Annotated in this window: 11 protein-coding genes; 6 read left to right on the forward strand and 5 right to left on the reverse strand. The window is 45.8% G+C overall.

From position 1 onward, the window contains the following. Position 1 precedes the first annotated feature (1 nt). The 3 genes from hxpB to ABIO93_RS32280 all read left to right on the forward strand — a co-directional run bounded on the left by hxpB (position 2) and on the right by ABIO93_RS32280 (position 2,576). Positions 2-676: a hexitol phosphatase HxpB gene (gene hxpB / locus ABIO93_RS32270; protein WP_348074174.1), complete on the forward strand. Its 675-nt coding sequence runs from the start codon at positions 2-4 to the stop codon at positions 674-676. Between the two features lie 56 nt (positions 677-732). After that, positions 733-2,043, forward strand: a complete 1,311-nt coding sequence (locus tag ABIO93_RS32275; RefSeq protein WP_348074175.1) for an ATP-binding protein — start codon at positions 733-735, stop codon at positions 2,041-2,043. Between the two features lie 101 nt (positions 2,044-2,144). Next, the gene (locus tag ABIO93_RS32280; RefSeq protein WP_348074176.1) at positions 2,145-2,576 is read left to right on the forward strand and encodes a hypothetical protein; all 432 of its coding nucleotides are present in this window, start codon (positions 2,145-2,147) and stop codon (positions 2,574-2,576) included. 46 nt (positions 2,577-2,622) lie between these two features. On the opposite strand, the gene ABIO93_RS32285 is transcribed toward ABIO93_RS32280, so the two are convergent. Beyond that, positions 2,623-4,308 carry an amino acid permease gene (locus ABIO93_RS32285; RefSeq protein ID WP_348074177.1) on the reverse strand — a complete coding sequence of 562 codons (1,686 nt, stop codon included), beginning with the start codon at positions 4,306-4,308 and terminating at the stop codon, positions 2,623-2,625. Positions 4,309-4,505: 197 nt separating this feature from the next. On the opposite strand from ABIO93_RS32285, the gene ABIO93_RS32290 reads away from it, so the two are divergent. Next, entirely contained in the window at positions 4,506-5,291 is a 786-nt protein-coding gene (locus tag ABIO93_RS32290) for a phosphatidylinositol-specific phospholipase C/glycerophosphodiester phosphodiesterase family protein (protein ID WP_348074178.1), read from the forward strand. Between the two features lie 108 nt (positions 5,292-5,399). After that, complete coding sequence (gene eat / locus ABIO93_RS32295) at positions 5,400-6,701, forward strand: ethanolamine permease (RefSeq protein WP_348074179.1); 1,302 nt, start codon at positions 5,400-5,402, stop codon at positions 6,699-6,701. Positions 6,702-6,717: 16 nt separating this feature from the next. Here eat and ABIO93_RS32300 read toward each other — a convergent pair whose 3' ends face one another. From ABIO93_RS32300 to ABIO93_RS32315, 4 genes are all read right to left on the reverse strand, one after another. Beyond that, entirely contained in the window at positions 6,718-8,976 is a 2,259-nt protein-coding gene (locus tag ABIO93_RS32300) for a TonB-dependent receptor (protein ID WP_348074180.1), read from the reverse strand. A 40-nt stretch (positions 8,977-9,016) separates the two neighbouring features. Next, entirely contained in the window at positions 9,017-10,306 is a 1,290-nt protein-coding gene (locus ABIO93_RS32305) for a tetratricopeptide repeat protein (protein WP_348074181.1), read from the reverse strand. A gap of 79 nt (positions 10,307-10,385) precedes the next feature. Next, the gene (locus ABIO93_RS32310) at positions 10,386-12,686 is read right to left on the reverse strand and encodes a DUF4331 family protein (protein WP_348074182.1); all 2,301 of its coding nucleotides are present in this window, start codon (positions 12,684-12,686) and stop codon (positions 10,386-10,388) included. A gap of 28 nt (positions 12,687-12,714) precedes the next feature. Then, positions 12,715-14,472, reverse strand: coding sequence for a DUF4331 domain-containing protein (locus tag ABIO93_RS32315; RefSeq protein WP_348074183.1), 1,758 nt, complete (start codon positions 14,470-14,472; stop codon positions 12,715-12,717). Between the two features lie 567 nt (positions 14,473-15,039). Here ABIO93_RS32315 and ABIO93_RS32320 point away from each other — a divergent pair. Continuing rightward, positions 15,040-15,774 (forward strand): response regulator transcription factor, encoded by a 735-nt coding sequence (locus ABIO93_RS32320; RefSeq protein ID WP_348074184.1) that lies wholly within the window; start codon positions 15,040-15,042, stop codon positions 15,772-15,774. Positions 15,775-15,889: the final 115 nt, after the last annotated feature.

Genomic DNA, 15,889 nt, shown 5'->3' on the forward strand with positions numbered 1-15,889 from the left:
AATGATTAAAGCAGCCATATTTGACATGGACGGGTTACTGATCGATTCGGAACCTATGTGGACGGAAGCCGCCCGTGAAGTAATGCAAAAAGTCAATTTTGAAATTACCGAAGCGCTCAAACTTCAAACCACGGGCCTATCCATTAAACTCTTCCTGGACTTCTGCCATCAGATCCAACCATGGAACACCCCCTCATTTGAAGAACTCGAAAGCGCGATCCTGAAAAAAGCCCACCATACTATCCTGGCCCATGCAGAAGCCATGCCCGGCGCCATTGCACTCGTAAAAGAATTGAAATCGCAGGGTCTCAAACTGGCCGTGGCTTCTGCGTCCCATATGGAGCTGATCGAAGGTGTTCTGCGCAGATTGGAAATTATTGACTACTTTGATACCTGGCATTCCGGTGAGCTGGAAGAATTTACCAAGCCGCACCCGGCCGTATATCTCACCACCGCAGTTAAATTAGGCGTGTTACCCGAAGAATGCGTTGCATTTGAAGATTCTCACGCAGGACTTCGCTCGGCGCATGCGGCTGGGATGGTTACGATCTCAGTACCTGCCATGGAGGTATTCGATGATCGCAAATTTGACATGGCGCATTACAAGATCAAATCATTGGAACAATACATTCTGAGTGAAATGTCGGGAGTTCCGCAGAACGTCCTGGACAACTAAAAACCTTCCACCTATCTCATTAATTTTTAATGCTCGGACTTCGGCACTTCAGTATAATGATCATGATCAGGATAATTATTATTATCCTGAGTGTCATTGCCTTGGCATGGCTTGCTTCCAAACACACCAACGAAATGCTGGTGTATGTACTGGGAACGATCTTTATTTTTATCCAGGGTTCGCTGCTCTACCAGTATGTCACGAATGTAAACCGTAAGCTTACCTATTTCCTCGAATCCGTCCGCTACTCTGACTTTACAATCAATTTCCGGTCGGATAACAAAATGGGCAGGACTTTCAAAGAGTTGAACCAGCAGTTTAATGAGGTCTTACACGCTTTTCGTCAGGCCAGGGCTGAAAAGGAAGCCAACCTGCAATATCTGAATACGATCGTCCAGCATATTGGTACCGGACTGATCACTTTCGACAGTACCGGCCAGGTGAACCTAATCAACAACGCAGCATTGCGAATGCTCGGCATTTACAGGTTACACCAGCTCAGTGAATTGAAAGACAAGCACCCGCGCCTTTTTGAGCTGCTTTCGAATCTCGACAGCGGCGTACGTGAACTGTATCGGACACCTTCCGACCAGCCGCTGGCATTACAGGGTGCGGCCATTCAATTGCGTGGTATGTGGGTCAGGATAGTGGTTTTACAGAACATTCAGACGGAATTGCAGCAGCAGGAGGTGGAATCCTGGCAAAACCTGACACGTGTATTACGCCACGAGATCATGAATTCCATGACTCCCATTGTTTCGCTGGTGGGTACCATGCGACTGATTGTGAATGAGGACATTGAAAAATCGACGAGTGACCAGGAGGCTGTTAATGACTTGAAAGAGGCACTTTCCACATTGGAAAAACGCAGCAAGGGTATGATGCAGTTTGTGAATGCCTACCGCGATTTTACTACACTTCCCAAACCTGTATTTGCGAATCTGAGTGTCGCCGAGCTTTTGCAGGAAGTTTTGCAGTTATTACAAACTGACCTGACCCAATCGGGCGTACTGTGGAAACTGTCCGTCAAGCCTGAAACACTAATCGTAAAGGCAGATGCCAGCCAGATTCAGCAGGTACTGATCAACCTGATCAAAAATGCGTCCGAATCGTTTTCCAGCCAAACCAACCGCCTGATCACATTAACTGCCTATCAGACAGACAATGTTGTAATCGAGGTGCAAGACAATGGGGATGGCATTGAACCTGAGGCGATTGAAAATATATTTATCCCTTTTTATACTACCAAAAAAACTGGTTCCGGTATTGGATTAAGTCTTTCCCGTCAGATCTTACAGCAGCATAACGGTCAGCTCAATGTTTCCTCAGAGGTAGGAAAAGGCACCGTTTTCACTTTGATTCTTTGAGACTTGGCAAGTCTGCAAGACTTACCAAGTCTTGTTCTAATCTTGTTACAACCTTTTCAATCCTGGCTTTGTCTTTGTCTAAACTGTAATCAAAAACCGTTATGAAAAGGTATTTTTTGCTTGTACTGACAATAGCCGGCATGATGTCATGCAAAAGCTCCGGCGTGGATAAAAAGGAAGAGGGGATCAAGTACAAAGAAACCGTTACGCTGAATGATGTTCCCAAAGCTTCGTTGACTTTTTACGGACTGGCAGACAGCCGCTGCCCCGAGAATGTGCAGTGTGTGTGGGCAGGTAATGCGACGGTTGATCTACTACTATCCGGCGTAACTACCGAAGGCGGAGTGAATGAACACGTTAAAATGTGTTTGGGACAATGCGATCAAAAATTTAAAGAAGCTGATACATTGGATCGGAAGTTCGCAGGAGAAGATTACCGCCTGATCCTGACTGCTGTGAAGCCTTATCCCAAAGTGGATTCAACCCGGAAGATTGAGGATACCTATATTCTTTTGAAAATCGAGAAGAAATAAGGAAGACTTGGTAAGTCTAACAGACTTGCCAAGTCTCGTTTCAACCCTACGCGAGTTTACTCTTCCTATATCCATAGCTGAAATAGATCACCAGCCCGATCGCCAGCCAAATCACAAATATCAGCCAGTTAGACGAGCCCAGTTCTGTCATTAAATAAAGATTTGTCAGAATTCCGGCTACCGGCAATGTGGAGAAATTGTATTTGAAACTCATCACTGAAAGTATGGCCCAGGTAATCCAGAAGACGATCGTGAGCAGCTTATGCTCGATGATTTCCATGGCTGACATCCCTTTCCATTCGGCGAGAACTCCCTGACCATATATCAAAAGTCCAGCGATAGCCACTAAAAATAGTACTCCCACCAGATATTTACCATTCAGATAAGGAACTCGGAATTTTGATTGGGCTGAAATTCCTTTGTGATCCAGGTAGAGGATTCCACCGCACACCAGAATGAATGCAAAAAATGTCCCCACACTCGTCAAGTCCACGAAAAAATCCATCTTGAAAAATAAGGCCGGAATCCCTACTACGAAACCGGTAACAATGGTCGCGAATGAAGGAGTCTGATACTTCGGGTGAATTTTGGCAAACCGTTTCCACAATAACCCGTCGCGGCTCATCGTCATCCAGATCCTTGGCTGGCCCAGCTGATACACCAGCAATGCACTCGTAATAGCAATCACCGAACTCACAGAAATAATCCCTGCCATAAAATCCAGACCATTCTTTTCAAAAACGAATGCGAGCGGATCGCTTACTTTGAGCTCTGTATAATTGACCATTCCGGTCAGTACCAATGTGATGAGTACATATAATACGGTACATATCACCAGACAGTAGATCATTGCCTTGGGCATATCGCGCTGTGGGTTTTTACATTCCTCAGCGGTCGTCGATATAGAATCGAAACCGATGAATGCGAAGAAAACGGAAGCTACGCCACCCATAACCCCTTTGATTCCGTTAGGTGCAAATGGGGACCAGTTTTCAGGTTTTACATAAAATGCCCCGGCAAAAATAACCAGTAACACAACCCCGATTTTCAGCACCACCATGATGTTACTCGCCGTCCGTGATTCACGAATACCGATATATACCAATGCTGTAATGAGCAATGTCACCAGCCCCGCAGGCAGGTTGAGCATAATGTGAAAATCACCGATTGCTGGCGAGGTTTCGTAAGCAGCGGCGGCAAATTTTTCGTAAGTACTCATCTCAGCCGCACCCGCACTATGCAATTTCGCAAACGATTCCGAGGCAGTTTCCAGGTTAACAGTAAGCCAGCCGGGCAGTATAATTCCAAAACCCCGCAGCATTCCTGTAAAATATTCTGACCATGAAATGGCCACTACCATATTGGAAACGGCATATTCCAGGATCAGCGACCAGCCAATGATCCATGCAAACAATTCCCCGAACGCCACATAAGCATACGTGTACGCACTCCCGGAAACTGGTACGGTACTGGCAAACTGCGCATAGGACAATGCTGTAAAAACGCACGCAATCGCCGTAAAAATAAAAAGTAACGACACCGCCGGGCCGCCATTGTAACTTGCAACCCCAATGGTACTGAAAATCCCCGCCCCTACTATCGCCGCTATTCCCAAAGAAACAAGGTCGCGGACACCCAATATCTTCGCCAGACCTCCATGCTCATTTGCTTTGGCATCTTTAAGAATTTGTTCAACCGTCTTTTTCCGAAATAGAGAAGAATTTTGTTTCATGCAGGGAGCTGATTGGCAAGTATCAGTATGTAATAAGTTTGGCTAAAATAACGATATTCTAACCTCATCCCCGCATCCATTGAAAATTTGTTCCGTGAATGCCAAAAAATCCATAGAAAATTCTTGGTTACGAAATCAAACGGCCGAAGATTGTGTTATCGACCTGACTTACCACCGTTCCTACTCCACTACTTCTTATGAAATTGTTTACTGCTTTACTCATTTTTATTCTACTTTCCGTCCAAGTCGGTTACGGACAAAGCATCAAGGCTTACACCACTGCGCAGGCTCACTCTCATAACGACTACGAGCGAAAAAGAGCTTTTGTGGACGCTTATGAGCAACAATTTGGTTCTGTGGAAGCTGATATATTCTTGGTCAATGACTCCCTTTTTGTAGCACATAATCTGAAAGACATTAAAGCTGAGCGTACTTTCCAGGCATTGTACCTGCGTCCGATTTTAGAACAGGTCCAGAAAAACGAAGGCAGCATTTATGCTCAAAAAGATATCCCGCTGCAATTGCTCATAGACCTGAAAACATCGGGTGAAGAAACGCTGGCTGCGCTGATCAAGGAATTGAAACCGCATCAGAAAGTACTGGCGCCTGTCGGCATGGTCAAAATCGTGGTGAGCGGCAATGTACCCGATCCCGCTTCATTCGAAAAATACCCCGCCTACATTTACTTCGACGGTCGTCCGGAAGTGACCTACACACCTGCACAGCTGGCACATATCGGGCTGATCAGCCAGGCTTTTCAAAAATATTCAAGCTGGAATGGTGAGGGACCTTTGCCCGAAAAAGAAAAAAAGAACATTCAGAAGATGATCACCCAAACACATGATCTTGGAAAAAAGGTACGTATATGGGCTACGCCGGACAATATCAACTCCTGGAAAACAATGATGGCGCTGGGTGTCGATTACCTGAATACCGACAAAGTAAGGGAAATGGGCGACTATCTGCGTACTGCCCCGAGGTAGTAAATCAAAATTAAATACGGATAAAATTAATTTTTAGATAGTATCAAATGGCATTAGGATAGTTATAGACTATATTGTATTGTTTTAGAATAAGTCAAACCATCCTTCATGTCTGCTGAACAAACCGCTGCGCTCAAAAAAGTTCTTAAACCTATACATCTTTGGGCCATCGCGGTCGGGCTGGTTATTTCCGGTGAATATTTTGGGTGGAATTACGGCTGGGGCGTTTCCGGAACCATTGGTTTTCTGATCGCCACAATAGTCGTCACGATCATGTATGTGACGTTCATTTTTAGCTTTACGGAGCTCACAACGTCGATTCCACAAGCTGGTGGGCCATTCTCATACGCATACCGGGCATTTGGCTGGTGGGGAGGATTGATAGCAGGCTACGCAACATTGGTAGAGTTTCTGGTGACACCGCCCGCTATTGCGTTTGCACTGGGGAGTTACTCCCATTTTCTGTATCCGTCGTTGCAGGTGCTCGAAGTTGCATTTGCCTGCTATGTGATTTTTATCCTGATCAATTTACTGGGAATCAAGGAGTCAGCGCTATTTTCATTGATAGTAACCCTGCTCGCTGTGGTTGAATTGCTGATCTACATTGGTATCGTTGCCCCCCATTTTTCATACAGCACATTTGTCGCTGAACCGATGCCCTTTGGCTGGGCTGGTGTCTTTGCCGCCTTACCTTTTGCGATCTGGTTTTACCTCGCTATTGAGGGTGTGGCGATGGTAGCAGAAGAAGTGGAGGACCCAAAGCGCACCATTTCGCTGGGTTACATTTACGGAATTTCGACATTGGTAGTACTGGCCATGGCCGTGATGATTTTTACGGGAGGCGTGGCTCCGTGGCGGCAGCTCAGCGAAATCGACTACCCATTACCGGCGGCACTCGGTATTGTACTGGGCCGCGACAACAGCCTTACGCAGCTTTTTGCCAGTCTCGGCCTTTTTGGATTAATCGCCTCTTTTCACGGTACCATCATTGGTTATTCCCGGCAGATTTTTGCATTGGCCCGTAGTGGTTATTTACCTTCTTTTTTGGGCAATGTCAACGCTCGTTTCCAGACTCCGCACTGGGCACTCATTGCCGGTGGGCTCGTGGGGTGCCTTGCACTTTTACTGGGCACTACCGACCAGGTGATCATTCTCGCAGCTTTGGGAGCTGTGGTGATGTACATGATCAGTATGGTGGCATTATTTGTTCTCAGAAGAAAGGAACCGCAACTTGAACGTCCGTTTTCAGTACCATTCTACCCCTTCTTTCCGGGAGTAGCGCTGGTTTTATCGGGTATTTGTTTAGTCGCGATCGTCTATTATAATGCAATGCTTAGTCTGTGGTTCTTTGCAGGGCTGGCGGTGATAGCTGCATTCTTTACCCTCACGGGAAGACATAAATCATTGTAAATTCGTTTCGGATCGATCAGAAGAACAATGTAAGGCTCAGTCTGGCGAAGAAAGGCGTACCTGGTGTGAAATGGATTTCCTCCACTGGCTCCTTTTCATTTTGCAGCCTGCTTTCCGTGTTAAATTGCGTTTCCTTCCATTTGGTATTCAACAGATTTTGAACTGAAAGACCGACATTGTATTTCTTTTTGGCATAATTAACCTGCATATCTCCAATGAAATAGCCTTTTGCTACAATCGAATTATCCTCATTAGCAGGGCGGTTAGCCATGTACCGGTAGCGAAGTGAGCCACTCAGCCCATTCGGCATTTGGAATGATAATCCACCGGTAGAGGTAAATAGCGGTGCTAATGGAAGATAATTCATTCCTTCCATTTCACCGATCGCCCGCGGCTTAGCCGAACTGATGTCGACGTCGGCATACAATGTTTTGGTCAATTGGTACCTTACAGAAAGGTCCAGTCCCTGCCTTTTCGACTTGCCGCTGGGTTCTATCACGCCCGCATCGCCAACGTAAACAAACTCCTGCTGCAACCAAAGATACCAGGCCGCTACATTGATAAACATTTTTGGAAAAGGCTTAAAAATTACACCCAGATCCGAGCCATAAGCTCCTGGTAAAATCTGTTTCCCTCCCTGCGGAACCACCACCCGGGTATCATTGGAGTGGAATCCTTTCCCTGAATTCAGGTACAGCTGCAGCCGGGGATTGAATGTGTAATAAAAATTCAGTTTGGGAGAAATAATGGCATCGCTGGCGTGTTTTTTAACAACCGGCTGTACCAGCAAGTCTTCATATTGGCTCCTGAAATAATCCAGCCTCAGTCCTGCATTGATCGTAAACCGGTCTGTAAGCTGAACCAATTCGTCGGCGTACACAGCTGCATTTAGTTCATTGACATTACCTAACTGATACGGATCCAATGTGATCGACCTGTTTTTGGTGTGCGACAATTCGGTACGATGTGTGAGATCGTGCCGGTATTGAGCGCCTAGTGTGGTAGTCCAGCTGGTTTTGCCAAGATATGTCTGTTTGGAAATGCTGCCATTATAGCCAAACAAGTTACGACGCTCTTTCTGGCGGATCTGGTCCCCGTTCAGAGAGTCTGCGAGGAAAAAAGTAAAATTGGAATACAGCTCAAAATTATAATTGCTGTAAAAAACCTGATTTTTAATCACATAATTAGAGGGCGTGACGGTTACGAACTGTGCATTGAAATTGGTACGACTCGTTTCACCTCCCTCTGTCGGGTCCACCGAACCATAAAATCCGATCGCACCTGACTCATAAGCACGATCCGGGATCTGGCCGGAGTGATTCCATTTACTCCAAAACGTCGAACCCGTCAGCGTAAGATTGGTATTGGGCGCCACGTGCCCGTGAAATTTGCCGACAAGGTTCAGCCGGTTGAAATTCTGCGGGTTGTCAAAGTAAGAATTGGTAAATGAATATTCAGAAGCAATGTAAGCCGCCTGGTTTTTATCCTTCCCTTTTTGTCCCAATAGATCGATCCCCGCTACGGCCCTGTACGAGTCATATTGGCCTGCTTCCAGTTTTACAAATGACTTTTCCAATGCATCCTTCGTCCTGAAATCAACCCAGCCTGCGGTTGTAAAATTACCCTTTTCAGCATTGTAGGGGCCTTTCTTGAAGTCTACACCCTGAACAAGTTCCGGAATCACAAAATGCAGGTCAGCGTAACCCTGCCCGTGCGCGTGCGAAACCATATTAACCGGCATTCCGTCGACAGTTAGCCTGATGTCGGTTCCGTGGTCCAGATCGAAACCTCTTAAAAATATTTGTTCCGCTTTTCCACCTCCTGCATGTTGACCAATGAAAAGGCCCGGTACCATTCGCAGGATTTCCTGAGAATTCGTAATGGGCCTCAGCTTAATGTCCATACTACTGATCAGTTGCTGATCGTGAGCGCGTTGCGAAGACACTACTACCTCGCTCAATTCCACATCAGCATGGGTCAGCAGGGTTTTGATAAATTCGGTCTTGTCGTTTTGAACCGAAACTTCTAACACCTGGGCTTTAAAACTGACATGAGATAGCTCAATCTTGTATTTCGATGCTACTAGCCCTTCAAATCGGTACTGTCCCAATTCGTTGGTCATAGTGGATTTCCCAAGTCCTGAAAGCTGTACCGTGACATCCTTCAAAGGCAGATTCGTTGCCTCATCGTACACGGTCCCGGATATACTTCCAAGGTGAGCGTAGGCACTCAAACTGATCAGAAACAGGCAGAAAGGCAGTAAATATCTTTTCATAATCAATGTTGGCAGGGTACATTATCGTCAACCGAAATGATCACAGTACAAACTTAGGGTTTGTTTTCTTAGCTTGTGCAAGCAATTTTTCACCCTGCGCCTTATTGCCCATCGCCAGTTCAATAGCACTCGCAATTTGTAGTACTTCCGGATCCTTGCTTCCAGTACTCAATGCCACTTTCATGTGTTCCTGCGCCTTGTCGTTATTTTTCTGTTTAAAGTAAGCGTTTGCAAGTGCGTGGTTAACGTCTATATTTTTAGGCCTTCTGGCATATTCTTTCAGTCCGTAAACGATTGCTGAATCCAGCTGACCAGTTTTAATGTAAAGTTTGCAAAGTTCAAGGTCCACTGCATGTCCCGAGGCTGCATCTTCGTCGAGCATCTTCACTACCTCTTTGTATTTAGCATTGGCTTTATCCTGATTGCCCTGCAAGGCATATATATCAGCCATTTCTTCATGAAAAGAAAACTCGGGCATGATCTTGGCTGCTTTTTCAAGCTCTGCCAATGCCTTGTCATATTCTTTTCTTGCTTTGAAAATCTGTGACTGACCACGCAATGCGAACGCATAACTTGGGCGCATGCTCAGTATTTCCTGATATTGTATCTCGGCATCTTTCAATTGGCCGGTCGTTTCGTATAAATGTCCCAATGTGTTTTTACTCCAGCATTGCGGCTCGGAGCCAGGTAAGCCAGCCTGCACGGCCAGTTTCATCGCGGAAATAGCACCGGCATAGTTTCCATAAATCTCACGCAGATAGGATGCGCGCGAGTAAGCTTCCAGCGAAGGTTTCAGCTCCTGCATCTTGTCGGACATGGCCACTGCTTCGTCATAGTTGCCCAATTCCACATTGGCGTCTACCAGTACTCCATACACGTAAGCATTGTTTGGATTGATCTGTCTTGCTTTTTCTGCCAGTTCTCTGGCCTCCGCAAACTGGTGCTGCGACATTTTCACCGACGCTTTGAATGTAGTGGCTTCAAAGTTTTTCGGTTCAATGGCCAGGACCCCGTCCAGCATTTTCAGCACTGCAGGGTAATAGTAAGGGTGTTCCCCGGTAATCCGCGCCTCTGCCAAATATATCACCACTACCTGCAAACGGGCTTTTACATCCCTGGGGTTTTCTTTGATTTTTGTTTTTAATTCTTCAACCTTTTCTTTGGTCTTTGACCATTCGACAGCCGTAGCCAGCTCACCATGCCTTTCAAACAACGCCGGAATATCGGTACTGGCAGTGTTGTTCTGAGGTGTTTCAGTTTTTTTCTTTTCGGTACATCCCAGCTGGGTAAGTACCATGATAGCGATGCAAAGGGTAGTAATATTTTTCATGATACCAATTGTGAGGTTTAAAGAAGGCCGGAGATCAATGTGTAACCACCTCTCCCCGGCCCTGTAATAGTTAATGCAATTATTTACGAAGAATCTTAACCGTGTACTTATTCTCAGCAGTCATTACTCTCAGGTAGTAGATACCGGATGGACCTGACAGTTTCACAGAACGACGTTCCGAAGCACTTGCTTTGGATATCACTTGCTGGCCATACACTTGTCCTTTGCTGTTAGCCAGGTCAAGCTGAACTCTTTTGCCAGCTGCGCCTCTGATCTCGATCATTACTTCGTCGTTGGTAGTAGGGTTACCCATGATCACCGCCGACAATGGTACAGGCTGAGTCTCAGTTCCTGCTACACCCTGCCGCCAGGTCATGCCACATTTTGCACGGAAGTCGAACATCATCGTCACTTCGGAAGTAGGATCATTGACGTAACGTGCTTTGGCCCAAAGTACGCCGCTGCTGTTGCCATCTGCGAAAAGCTCAGATTCCACCATGCGGTTCACGCTGGTACCCCAGCCTCCATTTACAACGCCTGCTGCTGAGTATTCCACTGTTTTAGCAGGATCTCCGCCCGAACGTTCGAAAGTGAAGCTACCGGTTGTACAGTTGAAATTAGTGATGGCTACTGCCAATGGCTGTTCAGTTGCCGGTTTAGCACCTTCGTAGCTTGGTCCGCGGAAGCCTGGCCATGGGTTTTGCAGGTAAGGGAAATTGGCTTTCAATGTGGTGTCGTTTTTGGTTACACCTGCATTGAATGTCAACACACTTAACAAGTTTGGCGTTACAGGGCTAGCCGTCACACCCGGAGTAAAATCGTCATACCATAAACCAATGGCAGCCAATACAACTCCACCTACTGCTTGCAATTCAATGGTAGTCACGTCATCTTCCAGGCGGCGTCCGTTAGGGAAACCATCCATGTTAGGGATCCATTGCAGATCTTTGTTACCATTGTAAGCAGGATCTGTCAAACCTAGCGCAGCAGCCTGAACAAGTCCTAATGAACTGAATTTAGGATCATTACGGGGCGTTGCAGGAACGGCCATGTTCAACCGCAACCAGTCACCCAATGTAGGAAGGAAGTTGTGGATAAATGGTTTTCCAGCCGCCAGCGGGTTGCCTTCTTTGCCGGTAGCAAGCTGATAAGGAGGCAAATTAGGTACACCGGTGTAGAAAATGGGCAGGATATCCACAGCACGAGGGCTGGTTGCATCCGGCAATAACACACTTCCAAATGCTGCTTCGGAAAGCGCAGTGCCGTCCAATGCCGGATTTCCTTTTAAGCCGTACAAACCAGCTTTTCCATTACGGAAATCGAATGATCCCAATGATTTGCTTTGAATGCGCAATGGAGCAAGTCCAGGTACTGCTGTTCCAAACTGCGAATCATCCATATACAATGCCAACTCAGGGTTAGTGAAGTATTTGGCGAATTGAAGGTCATTGGCTGGGGAAGTTGCATTCCACTTGTCTTTCATGCCAATTGGAATAACTGCTTCGTTAGTCAATGGCATACCCAGACGAGATACCTGTACCCAGTCACCATCATAGCCTACATCACCGCCGCTATAGAGGGTTGTGATTTTTTTACGGCTTGATGAAGCGTACACACCGATTACGTAGTCAGGATCCAGAATGGTAGATGCGTCGGCAACCATTTTGTGGCTTTTTTGCAAAGTAGCAACCGGCACTTCGATTACGATTGAATGGCAGTTGAATTTAGCCACACCATCTCTCGCACCTGATTTACGCACATTACCAAGGTCAAATATTCCACCCAGGTCCACAAAGAACGGATCGTCGACCGGACCGCAGAATATTTTCTCGCCGGTGCTGGCTGTCATGATGGACTTCGTAACCAGCGCGTCATAGCTTGAACCTAAGCCTACTGTTTTGTTATCGATAGACCGTGGACCAATGTGTGGAGGAGGAACTGTACCGTTAGAAACGATAGTCGTAAAGCTCTGTCCGCCATCGGTACTGCGTTCGCAGGTATAGCTGGTTTTAAGATTTTCTTTGCCTAACCGGATCAGGAAGAACGTCGAAGGGTCCTCATTCATTTTCTTGAATGTGAAACGGTAAACGATATCTGCACCCGGTGTGGCAGCATTGTTATCTACGTGTACCTCGTAACGGATGTTTTCTCCGAAAGAGTACCAGTTTGGACCACCCGCTGGATGTTCAAATGGTATGTAGTTGGCTACAAGGACGATATTTTCCTTGTTTACAGGACTTTTGAAGGCATAAACGTCTGTGTTATCTGCCAGTGGATCATTTGAGATTAAAGGGGCTTCACGGTGCGAAGAAGCTACCGATTGGCCTGACCCGATACAAATCGTGGCCAGTATCCCGATCAGATATAAAAGATTTTTCATATTACACTATTGTTATAAAGTGATGGGATCAGAATCGGGCTTTTTCCGGATAGTCATACCCTCTCCAAGGATTGGCGAGATAAGGGAATGCTGCTTTTAAAGCCGCATCGTTCTTAGTCGGCCCCGAGGTAAATGTCAAAACGTTCAGCAGTTGCTTGGAAACAGGCGCCTGAGCGGTTGCATCGTCATAAAACAGACCCACCGCAGCAAGTACGATACCCGAAACTGCCTGCAATTCGATGGTAGTTACATCGTCTTCCAAACGTCGTCCATTAGGGAAACCGTCCATATTAGGTATCCATTGCAGGTCTGCATTGCCATTGTAAGCAGGATCCGTAATCCCCAGAACTGCCGCCTGAACCAAACCTAATGAACTGAACTTAGGATCATTACGCGGTGTAGCAGGTACAGCCATGTTCAGCCGCAGCATATCTCCCAATGTAGGCAGGAAGTTGTGGATGAATGGTTTACCTTTTGCCAGCGGGTTGTTGTTTTTGCCCGTCGCAAGTTGATATGGAATCAGGTTTGGAACGCCTGTGTAGAAGATAGGCAGCAAATCCACCGCTCTTGGACTCGCATTATCAGGCAAAAGAATGGTGCCGAATATCGCATCGTCAAGCGCTGTGCCGGTCAATGCCGAAGCGCCTTTTAATCCATACAAACCTGACTTGCCGTTACGGAAGTCAAATGCGCCCAATGAATTGGATTGGATACGCAGTGCATTCAGCGATGGTACGGCAGTACCAAACTGAGAATCGTCCATATACAAAGCCAGTTCAGGATTTTTGAAATAACTGGCAAATTGAAGGTCATTTCCTGCGTAAGGCGTTACTGAGTTCCATTTGTCTTTCATGCCCAGCGGGATCACGGCTTCGTTGGTCAATGGCATACCCAGGCGCGATACCTGTACATATTTGCCATCATAAGCAACGTCTCCACCACCGTACAGTGTTTTGATCATCTGACGGCTGGCCGAAGCCCACACACCGATCACAAAATCAGGGTCCAGAATGGTAGAAGCTTGTCCTACACTCTTTCCGTCTTTTTGCAAAAGGGCAACCGGGACTTTAATGGCAATGGTATGCACATTGAAACGGCTCAGGCCATCTTTGGGGGCATTGGTTTTATTGCCCTCCGGACGGAAGTTGCCTACATCAAAAGCCCCTGCCAGGTCCACAAAGAATGGATCGTCGACTGGTCCGCAGAAAACTTTTTCACCACTTGAAGCAGTAGCGATCGCTTTTTCAACCAGTGAATTGTAATCCGGAGCTTCCAATCCCACTGTCTTGCCTTCGATGGAACGTGGCCCGATGTTATTTGGAGGCACTATCCCATTAGCAATAATGGTAGTGAACGATTGTCCACCATCCATACTCTTTTCACACTTGTAAGTCGTTTTTAGGTTTTGTTTGCCTAAACGAATGTTGAAAAAAGTGGTAGGATCTTCGTTGGTACTGGAAAAAGTGAACCGATAAGTAATATCGTCACCAGCCGTAGTGGTTTTGTTTTTAATGTGAATTTCGTAACGCACATTAGGACCGAAATTGAAGTAGTTCGGCCCGCCTTCCGGAGATTCAAAAGGGATGTAATTCGCGATAATCGTAATGGAATTGGGATCATCGGGGCTTTTGAAAGCATACAGATCCGTGTTGTCGGCCAACGGATCATTGGAAATCAGAGGTGCCTCCCTGTGACTGGAGGCGTAGCTGCCTAAGGAACAGAGCAGCGTTGCCAAGCTCAGGACACCATTCCTGAGCCTGCAAAGACCCAAACTAGAAACTTGCATGAGGTAGAAGTTTAAACTATGAAAAAAAGGAATTAAGATTGGAAATGAATTCTGTAAACTAAATTGTAACCGATTGCTTCGTTATATTCGCATAAGCAAATACCAAAAACGCTGTTAAAGACTCGCCGCAACTATTATTGTGAAGGTAGATTGAAGGCTATTCACCCGGTAATGACAGACATACGCGGTTACACCGCGATCAGATCATATTTGAGAAAAGAAATATGAAATCTTGTTAAATGCAGTTAAATATAACTTTTTTGACAATAATTATAAGTTTATTGTTTGATTAAAAAGATATTACCGACCTGGGCCAAGGTGCTCTTAGTCCGGGAAGGATTCCAATCAAATTACTGACTATCAATATATTAATGTGATTTTAATCTACAATCAATTCTATTTTGGCCAGCAACTAGTATGAAATAAAAAGTGGTCACATATAATTAATTCGTATATTATCGTGCATTTTTGATTTTGCGAGAATGTACAGCATCATGTTTTCAAATACGTAAATCCCATTTTAATCACTTATTCCGTCGCGTAAGGGTTGAATGCTTAAATTTTAAGATGAATATTCTAATTGTTGAAGACGACTTTATTATCGCAAAACATCTGCAGTTTTTACTCAACGGATTTGGCTACGAGGCCAATGACGTTGCTTCGGATTATACAACCGCCACCGAGCTCCTGAATAGCAAAGTGTTTCATCTTGCGCTGTTGGATATCAATCTCAATGGTTACCAGACCGGGATTGACCTCGCACATTACATCCGGGAAAATTTCAAGATCCCTTTTCTGTTTCTTTCAAGCCACGACGACATTGCCGTGGTGAATGCTGCATTGGCAGCTGCGCCCCACGCTTTTTTGCAAAAACCATTTCAAAAAATCACGGTATACACTGCCGTAAAGCTCGCTTTGAAAAATTACCGTCTGGCTGCCCTGGCGGGAGAAACGGATGTGGAAGAGAAGGAAGACACCACGGTGATCAAGGATGCGTTGTTCATCAAGGAAAAGCACATGTTCACAAAAATACTCCTGGCTGACATCCTATATATAAGAAGCGACGATAACTATCTCGAACTACATACCGCCAAAAAGAAGTATACGATCCGGGAAACGCTGAAAAATATGATCCAGCAGCTGCCGGTTAACTTTTTCTTCCGCGTTCATAAATCCTTTATTATTAACCTCAATGCGATCACAGCCATTGATTATGTGCATGTGATGATCAATGACATTGAGATACCGATCACGAACGATAATCGGAATGAATTGCTGAGCAGGATCAAAACATTTTCCTGAAAAAAGTCTTCCATTCACTGCCTTTTTCCGTCACCCACACTTTTACCAACTTCACCCCCGGAAAGTTGGACTTCACCACATTGATTTGTGAGGTATTACACTACGAACTAATTTT

Source organism: Dyadobacter sp., from assembly GCF_039919315.1.
Lineage (GTDB): Bacteria > Bacteroidota > Bacteroidia > Cytophagales > Spirosomataceae > Dyadobacter.

Bases quoted from the DNA above. Each gene is read 5' to 3' on its own strand.
- hxpB (WP_348074174.1), top strand. From the start codon at position 2: ATGATTAAAGCAGCCATATTTGACATGGACGGGTTACTGATCGATTCG.
- ABIO93_RS32275 (WP_348074175.1), top strand. From the start codon at position 733: ATGATCATGATCAGGATAATTATTATTATCCTGAGTGTCATTGCCTTG.
- ABIO93_RS32280 (WP_348074176.1), top strand. From the start codon at position 2,145: ATGAAAAGGTATTTTTTGCTTGTACTGACAATAGCCGGCATGATGTCA.
- ABIO93_RS32285 (WP_348074177.1), bottom strand. From the start codon at position 4,308: ATGAAACAAAATTCTTCTCTATTTCGGAAAAAGACGGTTGAACAAATT.
- ABIO93_RS32290 (WP_348074178.1), top strand. From the start codon at position 4,506: ATGAAATTGTTTACTGCTTTACTCATTTTTATTCTACTTTCCGTCCAA.
- eat (WP_348074179.1), top strand. From the start codon at position 5,400: ATGTCTGCTGAACAAACCGCTGCGCTCAAAAAAGTTCTTAAACCTATA.
- ABIO93_RS32300 (WP_348074180.1), bottom strand. From the start codon at position 8,976: ATGAAAAGATATTTACTGCCTTTCTGCCTGTTTCTGATCAGTTTGAGT.
- ABIO93_RS32305 (WP_348074181.1), bottom strand. From the start codon at position 10,306: ATGAAAAATATTACTACCCTTTGCATCGCTATCATGGTACTTACCCAG.
- ABIO93_RS32310 (WP_348074182.1), bottom strand. From the start codon at position 12,686: ATGAAAAATCTTTTATATCTGATCGGGATACTGGCCACGATTTGTATC.
- ABIO93_RS32315 (WP_348074183.1), bottom strand. From the start codon at position 14,472: ATGCAAGTTTCTAGTTTGGGTCTTTGCAGGCTCAGGAATGGTGTCCTG.
- ABIO93_RS32320 (WP_348074184.1), top strand. From the start codon at position 15,040: ATGAATATTCTAATTGTTGAAGACGACTTTATTATCGCAAAACATCTG.